Source organism: Pedobacter sp. PF22-3 (assembly GCF_026239555.1).
Classification (GTDB): Bacteria; Bacteroidota; Bacteroidia; order Sphingobacteriales; family Sphingobacteriaceae; genus Pedobacter.
Genome location: NZ_JAPIVP010000010.1, coordinates 1 through 24102 on the forward strand (window position 1 = coordinate 1; position 24102 = coordinate 24102).

Genomic DNA, 24102 nt, shown 5'->3' on the forward strand with positions numbered 1-24102 from the left:
ATCGAGATGACGCCTCCTATTGGACACTGTTAAATGGTTCGGACGATACAAGATGCCAGCCTAAATCTTAAATTTCTAAAAACAATAATTTTCCTCAACTGTCTTTAATACATCACCTATTAAAAACATTAAAGATTATGGGACAATTAAGTAACCGCACCATTGCTGTACTTTCAGAAAGCGGATTTGAAGAAGTAGAATTAACCGAACCAGTTAAAAGGTTAAAAGAAGAAGGAGCAACCGTTCACATTATCTCCTCAAAAAGCGGAAAAATAAAAGCCTGGGATCAGGACCACTGGTCGATAGAAGTTGATGTAGATAAAACCATTGCAGAAGCAAATGCCAATGATTATAACGGATTACTCTTACCAGGCGGCGTAATCAATCCTGATCAGTTACGTGTTAACGAAGATGCATTGGCTTTTGTAAAATCTTTTTTCGCTGATGGAAAACCTGTAGCAGCCATTTGCCACGGACCTCAAACTTTAATTAATGCAGATGTAGTACAGGGTAGAAAATTAACCTCAGTAAAAAACATTTCAAAGGATTTAATTAATGCAGGCGCCATCTGGTCTGATGAAGAAGTAGTGGTAGACCAAGGTGTGGTAACGAGCCGTACACCTAAAGATTTACCTGCATTTAACGATAAAATTGTAGAGGAATTTGCCGAAGGTGTTCATGAAGGGCAACATGCTTAAAAACTTTGGACGCTCTTTCTAGATTCACTCAAAAACGGTTGGCAAATTGCCAGCCGTTTTTATTTTAACCTGCACTTTTGTGCCGTCAGATGTTACCATCTGATGGAGCCTTGTTCTCTATAAGTGGAATTACCCAACAGAACCGTTTTCAATGTTGGATGGTAACATCCAACACCACTAAAAAGATCAGTGCGGATTAAACAATCTGGTAATTACCCTTTATATTTTGGATCGTTTTTCCTGAAACGTTCAGCTATTTTTGCTAATTCTGCATCATTTAATTTAGACGTCTTTTTGAGCGCATCTGTAAAGGCCTTTACCTCCTCCTTAGAAGCAGGGCAACCAATGATATTTTGACCTTTTACTTCCAATCCTGTTCCCTTGGGACGGAGATGTGAATCAACAATTAATTTGCCATTGGTATCAAAAATAAACCACACCGGAATACCGAAACCATCACTTTTATACTTCTTCAACAATTCGGCAGCACCAGGATTTTCAAGGTTTTCTTTTCCTTTCGATTCCAATACTGTTAAATGCTCAATTATGTAACTTTTCTCAAAATAAGCTTTAATTTCTGGATCGTTCATACTATCGTCCATTTTATGGCACCAGCCACACCAAGAAGCATGAAATAATACAAAAACATATTTCTTCTCTTTTTTCGCCTTGGCAATTGCGTGGGTTAATATCACATCGGCACTTGCAGGTGGTGTATCCGGTTTAAAAGCACTACTGATAAATAAAATAAAAAAACTGTAAAGAATTATATTTTTCATAAAGACTTGATTTTGAGATGTTAATTTAATTAATTATTTCTTAAAGCTTAACTTGCCTGATAATATTTTTAATATTCAGTTCAATAATATCGGTCATGGTTTTGCAGCGCAGGTAATTCGTATCCTTAAAATAATCGCTCATGCCCTGTTTTAACAAAGCGATATTTTCTGGCGTGGTGAGTTCTTCTTTGTTAGAAACGTCACGGAGATCAGTTAATCGGTGTCGCTCACTCCTCACGCGGTGTACAATAGACGAGCGTTCTTCCTGCTGGTATTGCAGTACCGTTTTCTCTGTCAATTGCTCCATACTCATTTTTACATAAGGCAAATTCTCTTTAAAAAACTGGGGCAGGTATACTTTTAAATTCCCCTCATAAAACTGCTGGTCAAAATCTATTGCCCGGATACGGAACTGGATATCATCAAAATCGGGTGTAATCTGAACCACAAAATTGTACGCACGCATATCGCCCAAAAGCATAATCAAACAACGCTCATTAAACTTTACAAACTCTTTTGCTATACGCGTAGGATTAAACTCAGGAGTATACAACTGTCCTTTCGTAAACACATCACCCGGAATCCCGGCGATGTGTTCTTCTACCAAGGTATTGCCATCTACCAGGTAATTTACCTGATTGGGAGAAAGTATTTCTTCCATTTCAAGGCCATAAATACGCGAAGCATCAGCCTTTTTAATATAGAAGTAATCATATACATCATTTAAACGGTTCACAATGCGGATACGGAAAGGATGGGTATTGCCGAAAGTGCAATACTCTATTTTATCGATGTACTTATGCTCAACTATGCGCAGGTTACCCGATGCCTTTAGATTGGCATAAATTTCCTTTAAACCATCATGCAATCTTTCAATTAAATCCTGTGCATATATCGGGCCTTCCCAAAGTGAATCTTTACCAAACTTATCCATTAATGGAAAAGCCTCGTTAAATTGCATCAGGTCGTTATAACCAATGGGCAATTTCGCTTCACGCTGGTAGGTTCGCAAATATTTTTGCAAAGCAGGCGTTACGGGAAAAATCGGCTTCTTTTTTGAAATTTTTACGTCGTTGTTTTCCATTTAATGACAAGTTACTATTTTAAAAAATTAACCGCAAAGGCCACAGAGTTTTACGCAAAGGAATGCAAAGTTGAAATTTATTGGCCTACTTTGCGACCCCATAGCGTTCTTTGCGTTTAAGGCTTCGGATAACTAAATGGCAATCCAGCGAGATACCTGCTGATTTTCCGGTAAGGATAATTCCCTGCGCCGTGATCGGCAAACTGTACAATGATGGTATTTGTTTTTGGATCAACATATAACCTTTGTCCAAGCATACCTTCTGCCGCATAATCGCCATGGTACCCTTCTTGCGGAATCCACCAGAGATAATGATGTGCCGATTTTTGCCAGCCTTTCGCAGAGGCGGGCTTTTCCGTGCCAATATGTGTTGATTGATTTACCCAACTTTCCGGAACGATCTGCTTTCCATTATATTTACCATTATTTAAATATAAACGGCCGATTTTCGCAAAATCAATGGCCGTAACCTGAAAACGGCTTGCGGTATTGGTGAGGCCATTAGCCTGGTCTAAACCCCAGGTTGCATGGTATGCTGTCCCTATCTTTTTCCATATATTGGCTTCAAAATATTGAGCTACCGATTTACCTGTTGCCTTTTTTAAAACCCAGCCCAACAAAATAGGATCGATACTTTTATATACCCAAACCGTACCAGGTTTATTAACCAATTTAACTTTCATTAGCTGCGCTTTCATATCATTGGTATAATAATATTTAGCCTCGTCAGAAAAAAATGCTTTTACTACTCCACCTAATGCATCCTGAAACTCAAGACCTGATTTCATATCCAACAAATTTTTTAAGGTAATCTGTGCAAAAGCAGGGTTTGGTTTTAATTCGGGAATGTACTGTATAACTTTATCATCCAAGCTTTTAATACTTCTATCTGCCAATGCCTGACCAATTGCAATAGAAATCATGCTTTTAGCGCCTGAAAATATACTCGTCAAGGTACTATCGCTATAACCTTTAACATATCTTTCATACAAGACACTATCGTTCCTGATCACGATAAAAGCATTAATCTGTCCATTTTTCAAATATTCTTTCAAAGGAATAGATTGATTATTCCCATCCAAAACCTGCATGGTATCTAAGTCATTCCGTTGTTTTACCGATCTGATGAAATGAAAAACCGAATCACTTTTATGCGAAACTTCCTGTGGAAAAATTTTATAGGTTTCGGCATTCGGTGTTCTGTATTTTAATACCTTCAACAAATATGGTTTCCAAAGAAATAAGGCCAGCAACGATAAAAAAACCGAATAAATCAGGATTAATAGTATTTTTTTGAAGGTTCTCATGGGTAGGCGTATGTAATAGCAAATATAAAATATTTAGGAAACTATACCTGCTTTCGCGCATCCCTTTCAAAAAAGTAGTTAATGTTGAGGTTTATATTTCCAGCGCTTATGGCTCCACAACCAATATTCGGGCTGTGCATTGATAATTTCTTCCAGAAAACGGGTATGCAGCTCAGTAATTTCGAAAGTAGCGGTTTCAGCCGGATTTAAACAGAGCGGCACACAATCAACTTCATAAAAACCACGCCTTATCACTTTCACTTTGAGATAAAAAATAGGCTGATTGGTACGTCTGGCTATTTTTTCAATCCCTAACTGTATAGAACTGGGCTGGTTCATAAAATTAGTCCAATAATGCGATTCGTCTTTAGCGGGTGCCTGATCATTACCGAAACTAAACATGCTTGGCTTACCATTACTAGCCTGCAATGCACGCATGGTTTGCCGCATGGCAACTAATTTATTACCAAATTTACTTCGTACTTTTTTAAACCAATGATCAAATGTTGGATTGCTTAAGGGTTTGTAAATTGGGTAATGATCTGCAGAAAAGTTAAGTCCTAAGCCCAAAGTGCCCCACTCCCAGTTGCCATAATGTGCTGAACAGATTAATATACTCTGGCCGTGGTCTAAGTATTCCTGAATACGCTCTTTGTTTGTAAATACAAAACGTCTTTCGATCTCCTGCTTAGAGATATTACTCATTTTAACAACTTCAAAAATCAGAGAGGCCAAATAACGGTAAAATCGCTTTTCGATAATTAAAATCTCTTGTAATGCCCTATCGGGAAGTGCATTTAACAGATTGTCCCTCACCACTTTCCTACGGTACCGAAATACAAAATAAAGTAATAGATAAGCTCCATCAGCCATAATGTACAATACAGATAATGGAAGCAGGGATAATACGCTTAAAAGAAATATTCCCAAACGGGAAATCCACGTTTTAATCACATTAGGGTGAGTTGAAATGCTAATTTAAACAGCAGGATATGAAATTATGCCACGAAAATGTTAGATTTAATAATTCTATAAATGGCTCTGGTTAAGCCAGTTCATCTATTAAAACACAATCCTTTTCAACGATAGCTGAAACCTTTGGTTCCGGTTTATATTTCCATCTGCGATGGCTCCATAGCCAGTAAGCAGGCGTTTCTTTAATCATATCCTCTAAAAAATGGGTATGCATTTCGGTAATTTCAAACTCGGCTGTTTCGGATGGATTTAAACAGATCGGAACGCAGTCAACTTCGTAATATCCCCTTTTTAAATAATTGATTTTAAGATAAAAGACCGGACGGTTAGTTTTCTTTGCGATTTTCTCTATTCCTAGCTGTATAGAAGATTCCTGATTTAAAAAAGTTGTCCAGTAATTCGATTCGTCTTTTGAAGGCGCCTGATCGCTACCAAAAGTAAACATGGTTGGCCTATGTTTATTGGCTTGGATAGCCCTTAAAGTTTGGCGCATCGATACCATGTGGTTACCAAATTTACTTCTCATCGTCAGGAACCAGTTATCGAAAACGTCGCTGCTTAAAGGTTTATAAATCGGAAGATGTGTGCCCGAAAAGTTTAAACCAATAGCCATGCACACCCATTCATAATTACCATAATGTGAAGAACAGAAAAGTACGCTCTCGTTATTTTTCAGATAGGCTTCTACCAGATCGGTATTTTTAAATTTTACCCGCTTGTTTAATTCTCTTTTAGAAATGCTTTTCATTTTGATCACTTCGATAAAAAGTGAAGCCAAAAATTTATAGAACCGTTTTTCTATTGCATAAATTTCAGTAGAGGTTTTTTCCGGAAAAGCGTTAATCAGGTTTTCTTTAACCACTTTTCTGCGGTAACCGAAAATATAAAAGATTATTACATAAAAAGCATCTGCCAACCTATACAATACAAAGAGCGGCAATAGAGAGAGCATATTTAATAAAAATATCCCCACCTTGGATAATCCTTTATTAATCACAATTATGACGATTAGTTTGTTTGATAAAACACAAAATTAAAAGCCATAAGAAAATTGATTGCCATCCGATTGTTAACTTTTTATTCTCACAGGTTTTATGAAAAACTACTGACAGAAAAATGCCCTACTGATTAATAATTAGATTGTAACCTATTACAACAGCCTTAACGATCCTAAACCTTATTGGAGCGGTATCACCCGATTTTTCATCGGGTATTTTGCGGAAAAAAGGACTAACCATAAAAATGTACTGAAACTGCTTTCCATATCATTTTTATCAATACCTAATAACCTGATTTCGACTAATATTTATGCATTTTAATTAGTTTTAACCTCCTTTTTCTAAAGCTATCGTCATGCTGAATTTATTTTATTAGCAGTTTTTATTGTTTTAAAGGCCTAATAGCTACTTCGTGGTCAGCATCTTTTCTGCTATTAAGACCCTGAAATAAATTCAGGGTGACGACTTTGAAGTAAAAATCAGCAGAACATCTTTCAAACAGATATTAATAATCGAACTCAAGTTAATAATCTAACTCCCGGAGATTAACAAATCAAGGCTTATTTACGATTAAAGTTGCACTCAAATAAAACCCTTTTAAACGCAAAAAAAGCCCCGATCAACATCGAGGCTTTTGTAATGTATATATTTTAAGTCCCCTTTAGGGGAGTTAGGAGTCTAAGCGAATTGCTTTCCTTTAACTTTACGTTCTTGCTCAGTTAAGAAGATTTTACGTAAACGCATGCTTACCGGAGTAACTTCGATGTACTCATCAGCCTGGATGTATTCCATTGCCTCTTCCAACGAGAATTTAATTGCCGGTGCGATACGTGCATTATCATCTGTACCGGAAGCACGCATATTGGTTAATGCTTTTCCTTTAACGATGTTGATTACTAAATCGTTATCGCGAATATGCTCTCCTAAAATCTGACCTTCATAAATATCAACACCCGGATCTACAAAGAAACGACCTCTATCCTGTAATTTATCAATTGAATATGCAGTAGTAGTACCTTTATCCATCGAAATTAACACACCATTTAAACGGCCTGGGATAGTACCTTTCCAAGGCTCGTAAGCTTTGAAACGGTGTGCCATAATTGCCTCACCAGCAGTAGCTGTTAAAACGTTATTACGTAAACCGATGATACCACGAGATGGAATTTCGAATTCTAAGTGTTGCAAATCGCCTTTTGGTTCCATGATCAATAACTCACCTTTACGTTGGGTTACCAATTCGATTACTTTACCAGAAACTTCAGCAGGTACATCTACAATTAAAGTTTCAATTGGCTCATGTTTTTTACCGTCGATTTCTTTTACAATTACCTGTGGCTGACCAACTTGCAACTCATAACCTTCACGACGCATCGTTTCGATCAATACAGATAAGTGAAGAATACCACGGCCATAAACCAACCATGAATCTGCACCTTGAGTTTCAACAACTTTTAATGCTAAGTTTTTCTCCATTTCCTTCATCAAACGGTCTTTAATCCGTTGAGAAGTAACCAATTTACCTTCTTTACCGAAGAATGGTGAGTTATTGATGGTGAACAACATGTTCATTGTTGGCTCGTCAATGCTAATTACCGGCAATTGCTCTGGTGCCTCGAAATCAGCGATAGTATCACCAATATCAAAACCATCAATACCTACAACTGCACAAATATCTCCAGAACCTACTTCTGTGGTACGGATTTTTCCTAAACCTTCGAAAGTGTAAAGTTCTTTTACTCTTGTTTTAACAATTTTACCATCGCGTTTAATTAAAGTAACCGGCTGGTTTTCTTTAATGGTACCGCGGTGAACACGACCGATTGCAATACGACCTACGAAAGATGAATAATCTAAAGAGGTAATCTGCATCTGCAAAGTACCATCGTTAATTGGTGCTGGCGGAATGTTAGCTACAACAGCATCCAATAAAGCGAAAATATCAGTAGTTGGTTTCTGCCAGTCAGTACTCATCCATCCTTGTTTAGATGAACCGTAAATAACCGGGAAATCCAATTGCTCTTCAGTAGCTTCAAGGTTAAAGAACAATTCGAAAATTTGCTCATAAACCTCTTCTGGGCGACAGTTTTCTTTATCTACTTTGTTTACTACCACAATTGGTTTTAAACCAAGTGCCAAAGCTTTTTGTGTTACGAAACGCGTTTGAGGCATTGCACCTTCAAAAGCATCACAAAGTAAAAGTACACCATCGGCCATTTTCAAAACACGCTCTACCTCACCGCCAAAATCCGCGTGACCAGGTGTATCGATAATGTTAATTTTTACATCTTTGTATTGAACTGATACGTTTTTAGATACGATTGTGATACCACGTTCGCGCTCTAAATCGTTATTATCCAATATCAACTCTCCTGTTTGTTCGTTGTCACGAAAAATAGAACAAGAGTGTAAAATCTTATCAACCAACGTGGTTTTACCGTGGTCAACGTGTGCTATAATAGCTATATTTCTAATCTTTTGCATAAAATGCGCCTCAAATTTGGCGCAAAGATAGTGTTTAGAAATGGATTTTCTACTATATCGCTCACTATTTAATGCTTTAATAATGCTGCAATGGTCTCATTTTTAGTTAGAAAAGCAATTGTAGTGGCATTTCGGTTTAACCGGTCCTGCTGTACACTTTAGCCCTCATGAAAAATTCGGGGCTGCCGTTTCCATCAGGTTTAGAAACTAAAGCCTGTTTTAAAAAAAACCTTCAGGTTCAAATGAACAAAACAAATGAATAATTTTGAGGGTATTATGTAAATGGAAAAATCAATACAAGAATTATTCGATAATTATGAAGAAAAGTCGCTAGAAGTAGAAGCAGCAAAAAGAGCTATGGACGCGGCCGAAGTACCAGATTTATCAAAGGAAGCCTACATTACTTCCACACAGGCCGACGAACACCTTATTGCCTGTATAGAAAAGGAACGCAAAGAAAAGGAACTGGAAACGCTTAGCCAGGAGTGGGCTGAAATTCAGGATGAACTGGCAGAAAAACTTTGTAAAATCAATACCAAGGTTCTGGTAAAAGATAGACGGGATGAATGCACCGTGTTGATTCATTGCGAAGGTGGCGGCATTATGATTGAAGATAAAGAAATTAATTAACACCTTAACTATTAATAAGTCATAAAATTATACCTGTTAATTTGAACCATTAAGGCGTTAAGATAGCATTCATAAATGCCAATTATAAGTTTACCTTTAACCAATCCGGATAAGAAATCACACCTAATTCTGGTCTTGTTTCTCCTTCCAAAATGGCAATAAACTCCAAAGCATGTCCATCAGGATCATTAAAATAAATAGCCAAAGCAGGCATCCAGGCAAAAACCATGGGCTCACGATTGTCACGCTTAAGAAAATTATAAGGCTGAAGGTTTTTAGATTCTAGAAACTGAACTGATTTATTCAGTACATCATCTACCTCACAGCGGAATGCAAAATGCCTCACATCAATTTCTGCTTTTGGCTTTTCCCAAATCCCCAACATGGCTTCCTGCGGCTTGCCAATCCAGAAAAATGCAATTCTGCGTTCCGCTTCATAATGGCATTGCGTTAAACCTAAAACATTGCTGTAAAAATCAATCGATCTTTCCAGATCCTCAACATAAATATGCGTCTCAAATAATCCTTTTATCATGTGGTCAAGGTAGGGATAACTTCTACACGCAAAAAATCATGTTTTTCGATATCAATATCAATAAAATCGATTAGCATAATTTTCTATAAATTGGGTTACCAAAAATGCAGTTGATGTATTAACTGAAACAATAAAGCTGGGATGAACAAAAGGATTCTAAAGTATACAGGCAGATTTTTAATTGTTTTTATGGCATTGATCGGGATTTACTTCCTTACTGCATTTTGCTGCTCGCGCATTACCATAAATGCCAATCCAACCAACACTAAAGAAGTTACCATATACATTATGACCAATGGCGTGCACACTGATATTGTGGTTCCGGCTGTTAGCACAGAAATAAACTGGACAAAAGAAATCCGTTACCGGAACACTTTAGAAGCAGATAGCAGTTACCAATACCTGGCCATGGGCTGGGGAGATAAAAAATTTTACCTGGAAACCCCAGAATTTTCAGACCTTAAACTCAGTAACGGATTGCGGGCAATCTCTGGCCTGAGTACATCGGCCATGCACACTACTTATTATAAAAATATAAGGGAAGATGCGAACTGTATAAAAATCATGATCAGCAAAACACAATATCGGCAGCTGATTCATTATATTTTAAATAGTTTTCAAAAAGATGAGGCAGGACATTTAATCCCCGTTAAATCAAACATTCATTATGATATTGGCGATGCCTTTTACGAAGCAAAGGGCAGTTACAGTATTTTCAAAACCTGCAATACCTGGGCTAATGCCGCATTAAAAAGCTGCGGACAACGCAGTTGTTTGTGGACGATATTTGATACCGGTATTTTTTTGAAGTATGAGTAAATAACTTTTTTATAACAGGCGTCATCTCGATTGAAATTTATACCAGGCGTCATCTCGACTGAAACGCAGTGGAATGGAGAGATCTATCTCTAGATAGATTTAGCTTCGCTGAGCCTTCGGGTTCTCGACTTCGTTGCACTCCGCTCGAAATGACGACCTCTTGGGATTTGACGAAGTTCTAACTAAACCTCAAATGCCCAATCTAAAAAGGCGGGCATTACATTTTCCCAGGTTGGCACATCATGTTTACCACCAACTTTTTCATAGTAAAAAATATGATCAGGCCGTTTGTATCCTTTATTCAGAAGGATTTTAACAAGATCTATAGTATCGTCTATAGAATCGATAATCATATTTTTATTACGATCAGCCTTTTCATCTTCTGTTCCGGTCATCAACCAGAATTTCATATCCGGCTTGCTAAAGGTGTTCTCCAATTGCTGATGCATAATGCGGTCGGTATCGGTGTAGCCATCATTCAAATCTTTTTTTCTCCACCAAAATGCACCTGAAAAAACACCTACAACATCAAATGCAGCAGGATTATTCCATGCAATATCAAAAGCAGACAAACCTCCCAAAGAAAATCCTGCAAAACCAACTTTACCGGTAATGGGCATCGCAATTTTCTTTTTAACAAAAGGCAAAAGCTCTTTGATCACAAAATCGGTATATAGGTTAGCTTTTGCTCCACGTCCTTTAAAATCGGGCGTACATGCAACACCGTATTCCATTAAACGGTCTTCTGAGGCTTTGATGGCTACAACAATTAACCTATGGTTTCTTTTGGCGTGGTGGGCATCTTCCAAAATCCGGCCAAAATCCATTTTGGCCACATCTTGCCCGTCATTTAATAAAAGAAGTTCTATTTTCTCATTCCCTAAAATACCTTCGGGTGTATAAATATCTATCTCTACCTCACGTTTTAAATAATTTGAAGATATTTTAAAGTTGCTGGTATTAACTTTTACAGATAAAATTGTGGTGTACATCATAATCAAGATCCCTATCACATGGCTATCGCCTCAGAATTAGGCTGCAAAGTTACAAATCTCCATAAATTATTAATTATCATAGGTTAATTTTTACAAAAGCCTCCCCATTTGATTCATTTTTACCATTTATACTATTCTTATTATAAATTTTAATTTATACCTTAAACATTCAATTTGTATTATGGTTAAAGAAGAACATAAGAAATGGTACAGCCCGAATTTAAGTGGCGAAATCGACATGCTCATCTTTGGTCACGGTGGTATCCCGATCCTACTGTTCCCAACAAGCATGGGTCGATATTTTGAGAACAAGGATTTTAAATTGATAGATTCTGTTGAGGGATTTATCAACGAAGGAAAAATCAAAATTTATTGCCCGGACGGTGTTGACAAACAAAGCTGGTACAACAAAAGCATTCATCCTGCCGACAGGGTTAAAAATCACATCTGGTACGATAAATATTTATTAGAAGAGGTGGCCCCGCTGGCCAGACAAGAAACCGGGCACAGTAAAATTATTACTGCCGGCTGCAGTTTTGGTGGTTATCACGCTGCAAATTTTGCATTCAGGCATCCATGGCTGGTTAGTCATATGTTCAGCATGAGTGGCGCTTTCGATATTTCTGGTCAACTAGATGGCTTTTACAATGATGATGTTTATTTCAACAACCCGGTTGATTACCTCTTAAACAACAGCAACCCAGAGCTGCATTATATGAAAATGGTTTTGGGCACAACAGACCGCGATATGTGCAGACCGGATAATGAACGATTATCGAATATTTTAAACAAAAAGGGGATTAACCACTGGCTTGATATCAGACAAAATGCAGACCACGATTGGCCAATCTGGAGAGAAATGTTTCCGGACTATATTGCACAGCTATAGATTAGTCCGGAGTGCTAAGTCTGTAGTCGATTTAAGTCCCAAGCATCAAACAATTAGCCGATTAACCAGTTAACAATTAAACAAAATTACCAATGTAACCTTCATGAGCAAACAAGTATAACCACAAAGGGCTCATGATCGCTTCATTACCATTGAAAGACAATTAAAACTATGAAAAAAATAGGGATTTTATTTGGACAAGAACGCTCTTTTCCTGAAGCCGTAATCGAAAGGATTAATCAAAAAGCAGAAAAAGGCATTACTGCCGAAGCTGTTAAAATAGATAAGATATTCCAAAATGTACCACTGGATTATTCGGTGATTATCGACCGGATTTCGCAGGATGTGCCATTCTACCGCGCATCCTTAAAAAATGCTGCCATTACCGGAACTGCCGTAATCAATAATCCATTTTGGTGGAGTGCCGATGAGAAGTTTTTTAACAATGCCCTTGCCGAACAAATCGGTGTTCCCGTTCCCAAAACAGCTCTGATCCCTTCCAGAGAACATCCAACGGGAACAACATCAGAATCATTTTCTAATCTCGAAATGCCATTAAATTGGGATGCTATTTTTGAATACGTGGGTTTTCCGGCCTATATGAAACCTTACGATGGCGGTGGCTGGAGAGATGTATATAAACTTCATGACAAGGAAGACTTTTTTGATAAACACAGCGGCACCCAACAACTGGTAATGCTTTTGCAGGAAGAAATTATTTTCGAAGAATATTTTAGGTGTTATTGTATAGGTGGCAAACATGTACGCATTATGCAGTACGATCCACGCAATCCACATCATTTACGCTATGCAACAGAAGGTAAATCGCCAGATCCAAAATTACTTAAAACAGTAGAAGAGTACACCTTAAAATTATGTAATTATTTAGGATACGATTTTAATACGGTTGAGTTCGCTGTGCGTAATGGAGTACCTATTGCTATCGACTTTTGTAACCCTGCCCCTGATGCCGATATTAAAAGTGTTGGTCAGGAGAATTTTGACTGGGTAGTAGAAACCACCGCAAATTATGCTATAGAACGAGCTAAAACGCAAAAAGACGGACAAGATAATTTGACTTGGGGAGAATACATTAAATCGTCAGTTGGTGGTAAACCTTTAATCGCTCAGGCTGGAACAACAGCAGCCAAAACAGCCGCCGCGAAAAAAGTTAACGCTACCGAAAAGGCTAAAACAGAAAAAACACCTGCAAAACCTAAAAAAGCTGCAGCAAAAAAATAGTGGGGATTTAATTTTTAATCAATAGAAGGATGAATGAGTTTACGCTGGGCATAGAAGAAGAATACATGGTAATTGATCCCGTTACCAGAGAACTTACTTCTCACGAACAAAAAATTGTCGAGGCCGCACAAAAAATACACAAAGACCAGGTTAAGGCAGAAATGCACCAGGCCGTGGTAGAGGTTGGTACAGGTATTTGCCGCACCACTACCGAAGCCCGTCAAGAAATTGCTCAATTGCGCTATACGGTTTCTCAACTGGCCGGAGAGCAAGGTTTAAGAATTGGCGCTGCAGGCACACACCCTTTTTCACACTGGGAAAAGCAGTTGATTACCGAACATCCACGTTACAACGAAATTGTGAACGAGCTACAGGAAGCTGCACGTTCTAATCTTATTTTTGGTCTGCACGTACACGTAGGTTTCCAATCGCGCGAACTGGCTATCCACATTGCCAATCAGGTGCGGTATTTCTTACCACACGTTTTTGCTTTATCAACCAATTCTCCATTCTGGGAATCGCGCAATACCGGTTACAAATCTTTCCGTACTAAAATTTTCGACAAATTTCCGCGTACGGGAATTCCTGATATTTTTAACAGCATTGAAGATTATGACAATTATGTAAAACTGCTCATCAAAACCAATTGCATGGATAACGCCAAAAAAATCTGGTGGGATATTCGTGTGCATCCTTTCTTTGATACCGTTGAATTCCGCATTTGCGATTGCCCGATGCTGATTGATGAAACGATGGCGCTTACCGCCTTATTTCAATCCCTGTGTGCCAAACTTTACAAATTGCGCCTACAGAACATGGAGTTCATCAGCTATTCCAGGGCATTGATTAACGAAAACAAATGGCGGGCTGCACGTTACGGAATTGATGGAAACCTAATTGATTTTGGAAAAGAAATGGAAGTAAACTGCCGTAACCTGGTTTTAGAATTATTGGATTTTGTGGATGATGTAGTGGATGATTTAGGTTGTCGCGATGATATCAATTACGTGCATAAAATATTAGAACACGGCACCGGTGCAGACCGGCAGTTGGCCGTTTACCAACAAACCGGTAACTTTGAGGCGGTGGTGGATTATATTACTAATCAAACACTTATAGGCGCAAAGTAATTTTAGAAATGGATAAAAGAAGCTTAAAGGTAGCTGTTATTGACATGAATAACGGTGCACCTAACCAGGGCATGCGGGGAATTCAGGAAATTTTATCCCGCTTTAAAAACGAAAACAATATCGATTTAAGTTTTGATATTTTTGATTTAAGGCAAAAAGGAGAAATACCAGGCATTGATTATGATGCTTATATTTCAAGCGGTGGCCCGGGTAGTCCAATTGAAAGTAAAGGCGAGCAATGGGAAAATGTTTTCTTTAACCTTTTAGATCAGATAGAAGATTTTAACCATCAAAACAACGAAAGAAAAAAGTATGCTTTTTTGATCTGCCACTCCTTTCAATTGGCTTGTAGAAAATATGATCTGGGCAATGTTACAGAAAGACGGTCGAATGCTTTTGGTATTTTCCCGATAACCTTGACTGAAGATGGAGAAAAAGACGAAATTTTTAATGGCATTACGAACCCTTTCTTTTCGGTAGACAGCAGAGACTGGCAGGTTATAGAACCAGATTTTGCTGCTTTTGAAAAAAAAGGTGCAAAATTATTGGCCATTGAAAAAGAGCGTAAACATGTAGATTTAGAACGTTGTATGATGTCAATCCGATTTTCTGATGAAATCATCGGTACACAATTCCACCCAGAGGCTGATCCGGTAGGCATGAAAATGTACTTACTTCAGGAAGAAAAGAAAAAAGCAATCGTTGACATGCATGGCGAACAAAAGTACCTCGATATGCTGAACAGTTTAGATGATCCGGCAAGGATTGTATTAACGCAAAGTGTTATCTTACCTAATTTCTTACAGAAAGCAATTGGTAATTTGCAAAAAACAGTCGTCATTGCGAACTGAAGAAATGGATTGAGCGAATGAGTGAAGCAATCTTTCGTATATATTCGTCATTTCGACTGGAGCGCAGCGGAATGGAGAAATCTATTAAAAAAGTATATGATAATCGTCGATAGATTTCTCCACTACGGTCGAAAGGACGATCACTCTTTTGTAATGACGAATTCGGCAACAGAAATAAGACACAAAAACCTATGATACCTGCCCAACGCCAAAAATATAACCAAGAATTCACTAACGAAAAGTACCAAAACTTCCTCGCTCAACTACAAAGTGGTTATCCTGAAATCCCTTTTAGGGTTGCAGAAACGCCTGTTTTTATTCCAAAAGCTTTAAAAGAAAAACTAATCGCAGCAGGAGAAGAAATTATAAACCTCATTAAGCAACCTAACTTTAAGGCACTCACCCAAAAATCGATTCCAACAAATTGGAACGTGCCCAATGAAAATAAACAACCACACTTTTTAACTTTCGATTTCGGCATATGTAAAAACCAAGCCGGAGAACTTACGCCGATGTTAATCGAAATGCAGGGATTTCCTTCCCTTTATGGCTTTCAACATCATCTGGGTAAAACTTTTAAAAGCAGTTTCGGCATAGATGATTCCGTAAATTATTTTTTAAACGGCTTTACCGAAGAAAAGTACACTAAGCTGCTTAAAGAAGTTATTATTGGCCAGCATGAAGCTGAAGAAGTGGCACTAATGGATGTAGATGCCCCCAACCAGAAAACTGCTATAGATTTTTTCGTTACACAGAAAATGCTGGGAATCAAAATTCTGGCATTGGAAGAGATTAAAAAAGTAGGCAAACAATTGTTTTACGAAGAAAACGGCAGAAAGGTTCAACTTAAAAGAATTTATAACCGCCTGATCTTTGATGAGGTGGCTAATAAAACCGAAATCTTTCAAAACAGCTTCGATCCTCGTGAAGAACTTGACGTGGAATGGGTAACGCATCCCAACTGGTTTTATCGGATCAGTAAGTTTACCATGCCTTTCCTGAAAAGTGAATTTGTACCCGAAACACGTTTTTTAAACGAGATAGAAAAACTTCCTGCCGATTTAGAAAACTATGTGCTTAAACCCTTATTTTCTTTCGCCGGCATGGGCGTTATTATTGATGTAAATGAAGAAGATATTGCCGATATAAAGGATCCTGAAAACTGGATTTTACAACGTAAAGTAAATTATGAGCCCGCAGTACAGTCGCCCGATGGTGGTGTAAAAGCCGAAATCAGGATGATGTATTTATGGCCTGATGGTGGCGAACCCCAACTGTGCATTAATCTTGCCAGACTAAGCCGTGGTAAAATGATTGGTGTACGGTACAATGCCGATTTTGATTGGGTTGGCGGTACTATAGGTTTTATGGAATAATTCTGTGTTTAACCGCAAAGCACGCAAAGATTATTAACCACAAAGGTCGCAAAGAAAGTCACAAAGGATCACAGAGCATAATCTAGCATTGATCTGATAAACCATCCTGTGTATAAAATCTCTCAGCCGCTGTGGAAAACTCATTTCCGCTGTGGTAAAAACAAACTTAGCGCTCTTCGCGAAACCCTTCGCGTACTTTGCGGTTACTAATAAACCATGCATACGCATAAAAACGTCTCTCTGTCCTCAGTGCAAAACTCCGTTATCTACGTGGTAAAAAACGCATTCTACTTAGGGCTCTTCGCGAAAATCTTCGTACTTTGCGGTTAATGATAGACCATCCATACACATAAAACCTCTTCTTGTCCTTAGTGTAAAACTCCGTTCTCTCTGTGGTAAAACAAGATTTGTATTCAATATTTACATTTAGCTGAATCCCATCCTCTTAAAAGCACTTATATTTGTATTATGGATATTCAAACGATTTTAGTCTTTTTACTTTTTGCGGTCGCATTGGTATATGTTGGCCGTTTGGTTTTTAAATCTTTACAGGTAAAAAAAGATGGATGTGGTGGCAATTGTAAATGTGGCGTAGATTTTTCCGATATTAAGCCCGTAAAAAAATAATATTCTACCTTTTATGATTCATCAGTTTCAAAAATACTTACAGGAAAAAATAGAGATAACTGATGAACAGTTCGAAAGCATATCGTCTGTTTTAAAGATTAAAAAGTTCGAGAAAAGCGAAATAGTTCAGTATACAGGCGATAATTTTAAACATGGTTATTTTGTAGGCAAAGGTTTGTTACGTGCCTATTCAATTGATGCAAAAGGTAAAGAACACATCCTTCAGTTCGCCCCAGAAAACTGGCTGGTTTCTGATCGTAACAATATGAACAATGAGCCATCGATATTTTTTATCGATGCTATTGAAACAACCGAGGCGGTTTTAATGCCCAACAATTTCATGGAAGAAGCAGCAAGGAAAGTACCATGCTTACAGCCCATGCAAATCAAACTGTTAAATAATTCGATCCGCTTTATGCAGAAAAGAATTAACATGTTATTAAGTGCAACAGCCGAAGAAAGATACCTGGACTTTATTAAACTTTACCCTAACCTTACGCTCCGTGTACCACAGTGGATGATTGCCTCCTATCTTGGCATCACGCCCGAATCGTTAAGCCGTGTAAGAAAAGAACTGGCGAACAAACACTTCAGACCTTAATTGAATGAGTGAATTTTGAATGAGTGAATACTTTAATTAAATTTAACTTTTCAACCGTTAATATTTCAATATTCTCTCATCTAATCAATCTATCATTCAATCATTTCCAATTACTTACCATACATCAATAGGTAATAAAAACCTGCGCTGTACTTTTGTGTTGTAAATATTAAACATCTCAAAAACAAAAGATATGGCAACTACAAAATGGACATTAGATCCAACCCACAGCGAATTACAATTTAAAGTAAAACACTTAATGATTACTACTGTAACAGGTAGTTTAAAATCGTTCTCAGCAGAACTATTGTCTGAAGGTGATGAATTTGAAAATGCAGAGATTTCCTTTAAAGGTGATATCAGTTCGCTTGATACCGGAAATACGGACCGCGATAACCATTTAAAAAGTGGTGATTTTTTCGATGCTGAAAAATTTGCACACATTGAATTTAAATCCAGCTCGGTAGAAAAAGATGGCAGCGATTATATCGTTAAAGGTGATTTAACTATTAAGGGTGAAACTAAACCCGTAAAATTAACCGCAGAATTTGGTGGCATTGCTACCGATCCTTGGGGAAATACCAAAGCAGGATTTACTTTAAGTGGAAAAATTAACCGCTCCGATTTTGGTTTAACCTGGAATGCGGCACTGGAAACTGGTGGTGTAATGGTAAGTGAAGAAGTTCGCATTTTAGGCGAATTACAGTTTGTGAAACAAGCGTAGCGCGTATAAGCGATAGGCGTTTGGCGATTAGCGTAATGTACGCCATACGCCAAACGCATAACAGAAAGGTTCCAATCATGGAAACAAAACAAATAGAAAAAGTACTAAAAGCTCCCGCGCCACATATGGTTGGCGATGGCTTTAGAGTACATAATTTTTTTCCAAGCGGATATCAACTCAATATGAGCCCTTTTTTCTTAATGGATTATGGCTCAAAGATCGAATTTTCTGCAAGGAAAGAACCAAGGGGCGTTGGCATTCATCCCCACCGGGGCTTCGAAACAGTAACGCTTGCCTATCACGGTGCGGTTGCACATCACGATAGCTCTGGAAACAGCGGAGTGATTTATCCGGGTGATGTTCAATGGATGACTGCAGCAAGTGGTATACTGCACAAAGAGTATCATGAAGCGAACTACAGTTTGGCTGGAGGTCCTTTTCAAATGGTACAGCTATGGGTTAATTTACCTGCCAAATATAAAATGGGTAAACCTGGCTATCAAGCTATTGAACAAGCTGATATGGCCCGTTTTGATATTCCAGAAAATGGAGGAAAAATTGAAATTATAGCAGGCAATTATGAAGGCATAAAAGGCAATGCAAAGACTTTTAGCCCAATCGAACTCTATAATGCCCGGCTTAATAAAGGTGGCCAAGCTACTTTTAATTTTCCTGAACATTTTAACACCGGATTGATGGTGATTGAAGGTTCAATTAATATAAATGGATCGGAAACCACTGTTGCAGATAATTTTATCTATTTCAGCAACAAAGGCACAGCTATTAAAATTGAAGCCTTAGAAAATAGTGTGATTTTAGTGTTGAGCGGAGAACCAATCGACGAACCGATTGCACAATATGGGCCATTTTTAATGAATACCGAGGCCGAGATTCATCAGGCCATTGAAGATTACAATCAAGGCAGATTTGGTTATTTAGAAGAGTAAACGTAAAATCATGCTGATCCGATAGTTATCGGATTGGTTTCAGCATCCATCATACTGAATAGATAAAATTAGCCGGCATTTTTGTAATTGTCGGCTTTTTTTGTGACTTTATATTAAAACAGTGTCCAATCATTGCGTTATGATAAGCTGTAATCCTCCACAAGCGTAGAACGCTACATTTCCTAAAAACTTTTTATCCGATTGGCGCGGGAAGTTATGTGGCTAATTAAATTATTTTCTATGAAAATGGTTTTAGGAGCGCAAGTACCGTGCAAGAAACATCGTTTATTCCTTCGCTGCGCTTGTACGCTTCGGCCATCGTACCTCCTGGCCTGCAGGGTACCGCTTCGCCAAGGGCTAAATAGGTTGGGCCTATGGTAAGGAAAACCCCTCATAGTGGCAAGAACAGTAGTCATCTAAACCCGAGAGTACGAATGCCGATTTTTTCAATCGGCAGTAGGGATAGCGGGGCTGTAATCCTCCACAAGCACAGAACTGTTCATTTCCAAAAAGCCACTTATCCGATTGGCGAGGGAAGTTATCTCGCTAATTAAATTATTTTCTGCGAAAATGGTTTTAGGAGCGCAAGTACCGTGCAAGAAACATCGTTTATTCCTTCGCTGCGCTTGTACGCTTCGGCAAGGGCTAAATAAGTTGGGCCTATGGCAAGGAAAACCCCTCATATTGGCAGGACCCGGAATAATTTAAACCCGTACCAATGTCTATTTGTCATCTGCTCGAATGAATAGTTGGACCATCCTAGCCTATGCTTGTTTTACTATGATTGCTTTTTAATTCACATTATAAAATCCTTAATTTATTAATGACAAAGAGTATCCAAAAATTCATTCTTCAATCAATAAAATAGTATCTTAGAGTACAACTAACGATCTAAATTTACGTTGCTTAATTTCTAAATCATTCATCCAATCTTCATATTCGTTAGTGACATTTGATCAATAAATCAGAAAAGAAAAATGTCCGGAAAACAAATATTTCAAACTGAGACTAAAGCACGCTGGCATACATTTACATGGGTAAGCCGTACGTTTTTTGTAGTCTTCATTATCGCAATCATTTGTGTAGTGTACACACTGTCTTCAGTGCAGGCACCTAATTTGCCTTTTATCAACACGAATACACCTTTAACGCAAAAACAGTTAGAGAAGTTAAAAAAATCGCAACGGTATAAGGATTTCACTATCGAAAAATCAAAGTTGCAAAAGATCAAAAAAGATCGCGAGCACCGCATTTTAACCCATCACGGCAATAATAAGCGAATAAACCTGGCATTTTATGTGAGTTGGTCAGGAAGCAAAGAATCATCAATATCGGATTTAAAACGCAACATCAGCCATTTGGATATGGTGGCTACAGAATCTTTCTTTTTGAATGGAGATTCTATTGTAGATAAGGCAGATACTGCGGCCTTAAAGGTGATACATGCCGGCAAAAAATCGGCTCTTGCAGTGGTTTCAAATTATAATAAAGACCATTGGGATGGTGCAGCAGTAAGAAGATTATTAGATGATCAACCCGCTCAGCAAAAATTGATCTACGAACTGATAGCCATAACCAAAAAATACGGATATAGGGGAATCAACATCGATTTCGAAGACCTAAACCTAAAAAACAGCGATAGTTTTAACGCTTTTATGAAGAATCTGTATGCGCAGTTTCACGCTGAAAAACTGATTGTATCTCAGGATATTTCTCCAGAAAATGACGATTATAAGCCAGAAATTCTTCAAAAGTATAACGACTACCTAATATTAATGGCTTATGATCAGCACACCGAAGTAAGTAATGCTGGCGATATTTCACATCAGGAATGGGTTGAAGAAAAGCTTGATGATATCTGCAATAAAGTTGATGCTGAAAAAGTAATCCTGGCTTTGGCCTGCTATGGTTACGATTGGCCAAAAAATAGCGTTGGAGAACCTGTTACCTACGAGCAGGCGATGACAAGGGCTGTTACTTATAAAAGCAAAATAAACTACGATCCTGCTTCTGCCAATTTAAACTATACTTACAATGATGGCAGCGGAATTAAACACGAAGTTTATTTTACAGATGCATCTACCTATTTTAATTTAATCCGCAAGGCTGATGACTGGGATATTGCCGGCGTAGCTTTATGGCGTTTAGGTTCGGAAGATAAACGTTTATGGTCTTTTATTTCTAACGACCTAAGTTTGGATACGTTAAAGAAAAAACCATTCGATTTACGCAAAATTGCTTCGTTAAATATGGGAGGAATCTCCTATTTGGGCGATGGTGAAATATTAGACCTGATTTCTACTCCCAAACCAGGCAGCGTAAAATTCACTTTAAATAAAGAAGACTTCTCCATTGCCGATCAAAAGTACATCAGGCTTCCAGAGCAATACGTAATTAAAAGGTTTGGAGAGGCCGATAAAAAAATTGCTTTAACTTTTGATGATGGCCCCGATCCTGTTTATACACCGCAGGTACTGGAGATTTTGAAACGGGAAAAAGTACCTGGCTGTTTCTTTGTAGTTGGTGTTATGGCCGAAAAGAATATGGAGTTATTAAGGCAGGAATATAATGATGGTTACGAAATTGGAAACCATACCTTTTTTCATCCAGATATGTCAGCCATTGGCCCTAAAAGAGTAAAGTTTGAGCTGAATGCAACGCGAAGGTTAATTGAAGCCGTTACCGGACACAGTACTATTTTGTTCCGCGCGCCATTTAATGCCGATGCCGAGCCACAAAACATTTCCGAAATTTTACCGGTTGCACAAAGCCGTAAAGAGAACTACATCAACATTGGAGAATATATCGATCCGGAGGATTGGGAGCCCGGGAAAACAGCTGATCAGATTTTTAACGAGGTGGTAAAACAACAAGACAATGGCAATATCCTTTTACTGCACGATGCCGGCGGAAACCGTGAAGCTACCGTTGCAGCCCTACCCCGGATCATAAAATTCTTTAAAGACAAAGGCTACACCTTTACCACTGTGGGCGATTTGATGGGCAAAAAAAGATCGGAGCTCATGCCTGCCGTAAAATCTACGGCAAACAGTGGCTTTTCAGGTTCTGGTGATTACTTTTTCATCAATTTCTTCTATTACGGCAACATGATTTTAAACATCATATTTTCTGTTGCAATTGTACTTGCGATCTTAAGGACCATATTTATCGCTTATTTAGCCATTAGACAGCGCAAAAGAGCAAAACGTAACGTGGGTAAATTAGTACAGCATCCTTCAGAAAAAGTAAGTATTATCATTCCGGCCTACAATGAAGAAGTTACTGCAGTTCAAACCATTAATAGTCTTTTAAAAACTACCTATCCTGATTTTGAATTGATTTTTGTTGATGATGGTTCAAAGGATAAAACCTTTCAAATCGTTACTGAACATTTTGGTAACCATCCTCAGGTAAAAGTTTTCCGTAAAGAAAATGGTGGCAAAGCATCTGCATTAAATTATGGTATTTCAAAAGCTACCGCCGAATTTGTAGTCTGTATAGATGCGGATACGCAGTTAAAAAACGATGCAGTAACCGAACTGATGCGCTATTTCTACAAAGATAAGGTAGCAGCTGTAGCGGGAACCGTGAAAGTTGGAAATGCCAACAATATCATTACCAAATGGCAGTCGATAGAATACATCACTGCTCAAAACATGGATAGAAGGGCTTTCGATTTACTAAATACGATTACTGTGGTACCAGGAGCAATAGGTGCCTTTAGAAAAAATGTAATTCTTGAAATTGGTGGTTTCACTATCGATACCCTTGCAGAAGATTGTGACTTAACGATGCGAATTTTAAGAGCTGGTTATAAAGTTAAAAACTGTGATGGCGCAATTGCCTATACAGAAGCACCAGAAACAGTAAATATGCTGCTCAAACAGCGGTTCCGCTGGAGTTTTGGGGTAATGCAAAGTTTTTGGAAAAACAGGAAAACGTTGCTAAACAAGAAATATGGCTATTTTGGAATGGTAGGCATGCCAAATATCTTAATTTATCAGATTATTTTACCGTTGTTTTCTCCGCTTGCTGATCTTTTTATGCTCATTTCTTTAATTAGCGGCCTCTTTTCATTAAGTGCTATTAATAATTTAACACTAACCGGATTCTCAGGAATTTTAAGCCTTCACAATGGTTTTGGCCAAGTACTCTTTTACTACATTATCTTCATCATTGTTGATATGATCTTTGCGGCAATTGCTTTCCGGATGGAGAAAGAAAAGTACACCAATTTACTTTACATTTTTCCTCAGCGCTTTTTCTGGAGACAATTGATGTATGTAGTGTTATTCCGTTCGTTCAGGAAAGCAATTAAAGGAGAACTGGAAACCTGGGGAACGATAAAAAGAACGGGAAATGTTAAGGAACAAGTAGCCTAATGTAACCCCAGTTTAAAAAAGAAGTCAAG

21 protein-coding genes are annotated in these 24102 nt (G+C 38.0%); 13 read left to right on the top strand and 8 right to left on the bottom strand.

Translation table 11 applies throughout. The annotated features are described in order from the left end of the window. The first annotated feature begins 137 nt into the window (after positions 1 to 137). Positions 138 to 698 carry a type 1 glutamine amidotransferase domain-containing protein gene (locus OQX63_RS13715; protein WP_265851440.1) on the top strand — a complete coding sequence of 187 codons (561 nt, stop codon included), beginning with the start codon at positions 138 to 140 and terminating at the stop codon, positions 696 to 698. A gap of 212 nt (positions 699 to 910) precedes the next feature. Here OQX63_RS13715 and OQX63_RS13720 read toward each other — a convergent pair whose 3' ends face one another. The 6 genes from OQX63_RS13720 to typA form a co-directional block, all read right to left on the bottom strand. After that, the gene (locus tag OQX63_RS13720) at positions 911 to 1477 is read right to left on the bottom strand and encodes a thioredoxin family protein (protein ID WP_265851441.1); all 567 of its coding nucleotides are present in this window, start codon (positions 1475 to 1477) and stop codon (positions 911 to 913) included. A gap of 40 nt (positions 1478 to 1517) precedes the next feature. Continuing rightward, entirely contained in the window at positions 1518 to 2561 is a 1044-nt protein-coding gene (locus OQX63_RS13725) for a hypothetical protein (protein WP_132398905.1), read from the bottom strand. Between the two features lie 116 nt (positions 2562 to 2677). Continuing rightward, entirely contained in the window at positions 2678 to 3868 is a 1191-nt protein-coding gene (locus OQX63_RS13730; RefSeq protein WP_265851442.1) for a serine hydrolase domain-containing protein, read from the bottom strand. A gap of 78 nt (positions 3869 to 3946) precedes the next feature. Beyond that, positions 3947 to 4822 carry a lysophospholipid acyltransferase family protein gene (locus OQX63_RS13735; RefSeq protein WP_265851443.1) on the bottom strand — a complete coding sequence of 292 codons (876 nt, stop codon included), beginning with the start codon at positions 4820 to 4822 and terminating at the stop codon, positions 3947 to 3949. Between the two features lie 91 nt (positions 4823 to 4913). Then, positions 4914 to 5840: a lysophospholipid acyltransferase family protein gene (locus tag OQX63_RS13740; RefSeq protein ID WP_265851444.1), complete on the bottom strand. Its 927-nt coding sequence runs from the start codon at positions 5838 to 5840 to the stop codon at positions 4914 to 4916. Positions 5841 to 6519: 679 nt separating this feature from the next. Then, positions 6520 to 8325 (bottom strand): translational GTPase TypA, encoded by a 1806-nt coding sequence (gene typA / locus OQX63_RS13745; protein WP_265851445.1) that lies wholly within the window; start codon positions 8323 to 8325, stop codon positions 6520 to 6522. A gap of 282 nt (positions 8326 to 8607) precedes the next feature. Between typA and OQX63_RS13750 the strand changes: the two genes are divergently transcribed. Beyond that, positions 8608 to 8955: a hypothetical protein gene (locus OQX63_RS13750; protein ID WP_265851446.1), complete on the top strand. Its 348-nt coding sequence runs from the start codon at positions 8608 to 8610 to the stop codon at positions 8953 to 8955. An 82-nt stretch (positions 8956 to 9037) separates the two neighbouring features. Here OQX63_RS13750 and OQX63_RS13755 read toward each other — a convergent pair whose 3' ends face one another. Beyond that, on the bottom strand, positions 9038 to 9490 hold the full coding sequence (locus OQX63_RS13755; protein WP_265851447.1) for a VOC family protein: 453 nt from the start codon (positions 9488 to 9490) through the stop codon (positions 9038 to 9040). A 141-nt stretch (positions 9491 to 9631) separates the two neighbouring features. Here OQX63_RS13755 and OQX63_RS13760 point away from each other — a divergent pair, with 141 nt between their 5' ends. Then, positions 9632 to 10309 (top strand): TIGR02117 family protein, encoded by a 678-nt coding sequence (locus OQX63_RS13760; protein ID WP_265851448.1) that lies wholly within the window; start codon positions 9632 to 9634, stop codon positions 10307 to 10309. 182 nt (positions 10310 to 10491) lie between these two features. Here OQX63_RS13760 and OQX63_RS13765 read toward each other — a convergent pair whose 3' ends face one another. After that, positions 10492 to 11304, bottom strand: coding sequence for an alpha/beta hydrolase (locus tag OQX63_RS13765; protein ID WP_265851449.1), 813 nt, complete (start codon positions 11302 to 11304; stop codon positions 10492 to 10494). Positions 11305 to 11485: 181 nt separating this feature from the next. On the opposite strand from OQX63_RS13765, the gene OQX63_RS13770 reads away from it, so the two are divergent. From OQX63_RS13770 to OQX63_RS13815, 10 genes are all read left to right on the top strand, one after another. After that, complete coding sequence (locus OQX63_RS13770) at positions 11486 to 12193, top strand: esterase family protein (RefSeq protein ID WP_265851450.1); 708 nt, start codon at positions 11486 to 11488, stop codon at positions 12191 to 12193. A 171-nt stretch (positions 12194 to 12364) separates the two neighbouring features. Beyond that, the gene (locus tag OQX63_RS13775; protein ID WP_265851451.1) at positions 12365 to 13435 is read left to right on the top strand and encodes an ATP-grasp domain-containing protein; all 1071 of its coding nucleotides are present in this window, start codon (positions 12365 to 12367) and stop codon (positions 13433 to 13435) included. Between the two features lie 29 nt (positions 13436 to 13464). After that, a complete protein-coding gene (locus OQX63_RS13780; protein WP_205058729.1) occupies positions 13465 to 14565 on the top strand; it encodes a carboxylate-amine ligase in 1101 nt (366 codons plus the stop codon). An 8-nt stretch (positions 14566 to 14573) separates the two neighbouring features. Next, on the top strand, positions 14574 to 15416 hold the full coding sequence (locus OQX63_RS13785) for a type 1 glutamine amidotransferase (RefSeq protein WP_265851452.1): 843 nt from the start codon (positions 14574 to 14576) through the stop codon (positions 15414 to 15416). Positions 15417 to 15607: 191 nt separating this feature from the next. Next, positions 15608 to 16792: a hypothetical protein gene (locus OQX63_RS13790; RefSeq protein ID WP_265851453.1), complete on the top strand. Its 1185-nt coding sequence runs from the start codon at positions 15608 to 15610 to the stop codon at positions 16790 to 16792. Between the two features lie 468 nt (positions 16793 to 17260). Further along, a complete protein-coding gene (locus OQX63_RS13795; RefSeq protein WP_082458743.1) occupies positions 17261 to 17419 on the top strand; it encodes a FeoB-associated Cys-rich membrane protein in 159 nt (52 codons plus the stop codon). A 13-nt stretch (positions 17420 to 17432) separates the two neighbouring features. Next, on the top strand, positions 17433 to 18020 hold the full coding sequence (locus OQX63_RS13800; RefSeq protein ID WP_265851454.1) for a Crp/Fnr family transcriptional regulator: 588 nt from the start codon (positions 17433 to 17435) through the stop codon (positions 18018 to 18020). A gap of 193 nt (positions 18021 to 18213) precedes the next feature. Continuing rightward, positions 18214 to 18744: a YceI family protein gene (locus OQX63_RS13805; RefSeq protein ID WP_265851455.1), complete on the top strand. Its 531-nt coding sequence runs from the start codon at positions 18214 to 18216 to the stop codon at positions 18742 to 18744. A gap of 77 nt (positions 18745 to 18821) precedes the next feature. Next, entirely contained in the window at positions 18822 to 19691 is an 870-nt protein-coding gene (locus tag OQX63_RS13810; protein ID WP_265851456.1) for a pirin family protein, read from the top strand. Positions 19692 to 20668: 977 nt separating this feature from the next. After that, a complete protein-coding gene (locus OQX63_RS13815) occupies positions 20669 to 24073 on the top strand; it encodes a glycosyltransferase (protein ID WP_265851457.1) in 3405 nt (1134 codons plus the stop codon). Positions 24074 to 24102 lie beyond the last annotated feature (29 nt).

Excerpts from the sequence above, each read along its gene's own strand:
- OQX63_RS13715 (WP_265851440.1), top strand. The coding sequence starts at position 138 with ATGGGACAATTAAGTAACCGCACCATTGCTGTACTTTCAGAAAGCGGA.
- OQX63_RS13720 (WP_265851441.1), bottom strand. The coding sequence starts at position 1,477 with ATGAAAAATATAATTCTTTACAGTTTTTTTATTTTATTTATCAGTAGT.
- OQX63_RS13725 (WP_132398905.1), bottom strand. The coding sequence starts at position 2,561 with ATGGAAAACAACGACGTAAAAATTTCAAAAAAGAAGCCGATTTTTCCC.
- OQX63_RS13730 (WP_265851442.1), bottom strand. The coding sequence starts at position 3,868 with ATGAGAACCTTCAAAAAAATACTATTAATCCTGATTTATTCGGTTTTT.
- typA (WP_265851445.1), bottom strand. The coding sequence starts at position 8,325 with ATGCAAAAGATTAGAAATATAGCTATTATAGCACACGTTGACCACGGT.
- OQX63_RS13750 (WP_265851446.1), top strand. The coding sequence starts at position 8,608 with ATGGAAAAATCAATACAAGAATTATTCGATAATTATGAAGAAAAGTCG.
- OQX63_RS13755 (WP_265851447.1), bottom strand. The coding sequence starts at position 9,490 with ATGATAAAAGGATTATTTGAGACGCATATTTATGTTGAGGATCTGGAA.
- OQX63_RS13760 (WP_265851448.1), top strand. The coding sequence starts at position 9,632 with ATGAACAAAAGGATTCTAAAGTATACAGGCAGATTTTTAATTGTTTTT.
- OQX63_RS13765 (WP_265851449.1), bottom strand. The coding sequence starts at position 11,304 with ATGATGTACACCACAATTTTATCTGTAAAAGTTAATACCAGCAACTTT.
- OQX63_RS13770 (WP_265851450.1), top strand. The coding sequence starts at position 11,486 with ATGGTTAAAGAAGAACATAAGAAATGGTACAGCCCGAATTTAAGTGGC.
- OQX63_RS13775 (WP_265851451.1), top strand. The coding sequence starts at position 12,365 with ATGAAAAAAATAGGGATTTTATTTGGACAAGAACGCTCTTTTCCTGAA.
- OQX63_RS13780 (WP_205058729.1), top strand. The coding sequence starts at position 13,465 with ATGAATGAGTTTACGCTGGGCATAGAAGAAGAATACATGGTAATTGAT.
- OQX63_RS13785 (WP_265851452.1), top strand. The coding sequence starts at position 14,574 with ATGGATAAAAGAAGCTTAAAGGTAGCTGTTATTGACATGAATAACGGT.
- OQX63_RS13790 (WP_265851453.1), top strand. The coding sequence starts at position 15,608 with ATGATACCTGCCCAACGCCAAAAATATAACCAAGAATTCACTAACGAA.
- OQX63_RS13795 (WP_082458743.1), top strand. The coding sequence starts at position 17,261 with ATGGATATTCAAACGATTTTAGTCTTTTTACTTTTTGCGGTCGCATTG.
- OQX63_RS13800 (WP_265851454.1), top strand. The coding sequence starts at position 17,433 with ATGATTCATCAGTTTCAAAAATACTTACAGGAAAAAATAGAGATAACT.
- OQX63_RS13805 (WP_265851455.1), top strand. The coding sequence starts at position 18,214 with ATGGCAACTACAAAATGGACATTAGATCCAACCCACAGCGAATTACAA.
- OQX63_RS13810 (WP_265851456.1), top strand. The coding sequence starts at position 18,822 with ATGGAAACAAAACAAATAGAAAAAGTACTAAAAGCTCCCGCGCCACAT.
- OQX63_RS13815 (WP_265851457.1), top strand. The coding sequence starts at position 20,669 with ATGTCCGGAAAACAAATATTTCAAACTGAGACTAAAGCACGCTGGCAT.